A 2,155-nucleotide genomic window follows, 5' to 3' on the forward strand; every position below is an offset into this window, starting at 1 on the left:
AACCAAACCGCCCACATATCTCTTCAGATATCAAATTTTCAAACAGCGTTGAGACAAAAGAAACTGAGATGCGCCCTAACTTCTTGGCGCGCCCCGCCTCTAATACCTCGAATTCTTATCCGCCTCGTGATCCGAACCACCGCGTCTCCGCTGCCGTCCGCCCCGTCTGGCGCCCCAGCGGTGCGTCTCAGCGCCGCCGGTAGAGGGGGTTCTAAGGTTAGTGGGGCAAAGCCGCAAGCAGAAATTTGAGAAAAGATGAGATTTCGAGGAACTTTTCGGCAAGATGCTGAAATGGCGTGCTAATTTCCCGCATCTAACGCGCGGGAGCTGGCCCCCCCTGCCCTATCTAAGCCGATACCCTCACTGCCGGCCCATGAATCGACCGCGATTCACGGGATCACAGGGCAAAATCGGCGACTCGCGGCGCAGGCCCTACCCCTCCCCTGCATCCTCCTCCGCCCGACTGAGCGGAAGCGGCTCTTTGAAGGTGAGCGTGCGGTAAGGGAAAGGAATCTCCAGTCCAGCCTCGTCCAGCGCCCGTTTCACCGCGGTCACCACCTCATCCCGAGAGCGGCGCTGCTCGACCGGGGCTGAGCCTGTCCACCAAGTCACCTCGAAGTTGATGGAGGACTCCCCGAACTCCTGCGCAAAAACCTGAATCGGATGCTCCCCCTGCTCTACCGTCTCGCAGCGCGCGACGGCCTCGGAGATCACTGCCCGCGCCTCACCCAGATCGACATCATAGGCCACCCCGCAGATCACGGTTTGCCGACGGTGCTTTTGATCCGTGCGCACATAGACGGGGTTCTTGAAAAGCATCGCATTGGGCACGATCACCAGTTGCCCGTCTGTCTGGCGGATATGACTTTCCCTGATGGCGATATGGGTGACCTTGCCCTCGATCCCCTCGCATTCGATATGATCCCCCATGCGCATCTCACGGCGAAAGAGGATGATGATCCCGGCGAGGAAATTCTCAAAGACGTCCTTGAAAGCGAAGCCAATGGCGACCGACCCGATGCCGAGCCCCGCCAGAATGCTGGCAGGTGTGAGGCCGGGAAAGACGATCACGGCCGCGATCATGATGCCAAAGACCCAGATGAGGATAGATGTCAAAAGGGTAAAGAGGTCGTGAAGGCTCGGGCGCAGCTTGGTGCGGGACAAGGTTCTACTGACCAGCGACCGCCCAAGCGCGGCAATGGCCCAGGTCAATATCAATACGAGGGTTGCGACAGCGATCTGTGGCAAGAGTGCGATTGCATCTCGCGCCATCTCCATGATCTGGCGCCACATGATCCTGACTGGCTCCACCCTGCCCCTCCTCTGGCTGTTTGGTAGATTGCCGCAAAACCCATGCTGCGGCGAGTGTTAATTGCGCGCCCCTCAACGCGCCACCACTGGCCGTGTGATGATCGGGGGCTAGCTTAGGGCAAGGTTTAATCTGTTTGGAAAGGAGCCCGGCGCACCCGGCGTGACACTATGGACATCATTCGCATCATCATCGCTATCCTACTGCCCCCTCTTGGGGTGTTCTTGCAGGAAGGTCTGGGAAAGCACTTCTGGATTAACATTCTCCTGACCTTGCTGGGCTACCTGCCCGGGATCGTCCATGCGCTCTATATCATCATCAAAAGGTGATGGCGCGGGCAGCAGCCCGAATAGAAAAAGCGCGCCTCCGGTAAGAGGCGCGCTTTTGCAATCAATCAGATAGTTTGTCCTTGGCGTCACCGACACCCTTTTGCACTTTGCCCTCGGCCTGATCGGCCTGACCTTCGTGCTTCAGGTCTTCGTTGCCTGTGGCATCGCCAGCTTCTTCTTTCAGCTTGCCACCGATGTCTTTCGCCTTGCCTTTTGCTTGGTCGTCATTTGCCATGGTTGCTCTCCTCTATCTAGGTAGGGGAACAACGTTGGGCAGGAGGCGCGGGTTCCGTTGCGGGTGAGGGAAATCACGCGCTGATGGTGGCGAGGGTGTGGTCTGTTTGATTTGGTCTGAAATGGTGCCCGGGGGCGGGAAATACTTTTCCTTCAGATGTTGATTGTCACTGAGAACTGACCCGGTATTTTCACCGAGATTTGACCCACCCTCAGTTATGCGTCGTGGTCTATGATGCGGTCAATGTTTTGGCCTCCTTTGCAGTTTTCTTTGCTGCCTCAG

The 2,155-nt window shown here is 57.4% G+C and carries 3 protein-coding genes; 1 reads left to right on the forward strand and 2 read right to left on the reverse strand.

Going from position 1 to position 2,155, the window contains the following annotated elements; genetic code table 11:
- Window positions 1-432: 432 nt before the first annotated feature.
- On the reverse strand, window positions 433-1,293 hold the full coding sequence (locus FCK22_RS17865; protein ID WP_067264074.1) for a mechanosensitive ion channel family protein: 861 nt from the start codon (window positions 1,291-1,293) through the stop codon (window positions 433-435).
- Between the two features lie 186 nt (window positions 1,294-1,479).
- On the opposite strand from FCK22_RS17865, the gene FCK22_RS17870 reads away from it, so the two are divergent.
- Window positions 1,480-1,638, forward strand: coding sequence for a YqaE/Pmp3 family membrane protein (locus tag FCK22_RS17870; protein ID WP_082852043.1), 159 nt, complete (start codon window positions 1,480-1,482; stop codon window positions 1,636-1,638).
- A 61-nt stretch (window positions 1,639-1,699) separates the two neighbouring features.
- On the opposite strand, the gene FCK22_RS17875 is transcribed toward FCK22_RS17870, so the two are convergent.
- Window positions 1,700-1,873, reverse strand: coding sequence for a CsbD family protein (locus tag FCK22_RS17875; RefSeq protein ID WP_082852044.1), 174 nt, complete (start codon window positions 1,871-1,873; stop codon window positions 1,700-1,702).
- Window positions 1,874-2,155: the final 282 nt, after the last annotated feature.

The organism is Sulfitobacter sp. 15WGC, assembly GCF_005068605.1.
Taxonomy (GTDB): domain Bacteria; phylum Pseudomonadota; class Alphaproteobacteria; order Rhodobacterales; family Rhodobacteraceae; genus Sulfitobacter; species Sulfitobacter faviae.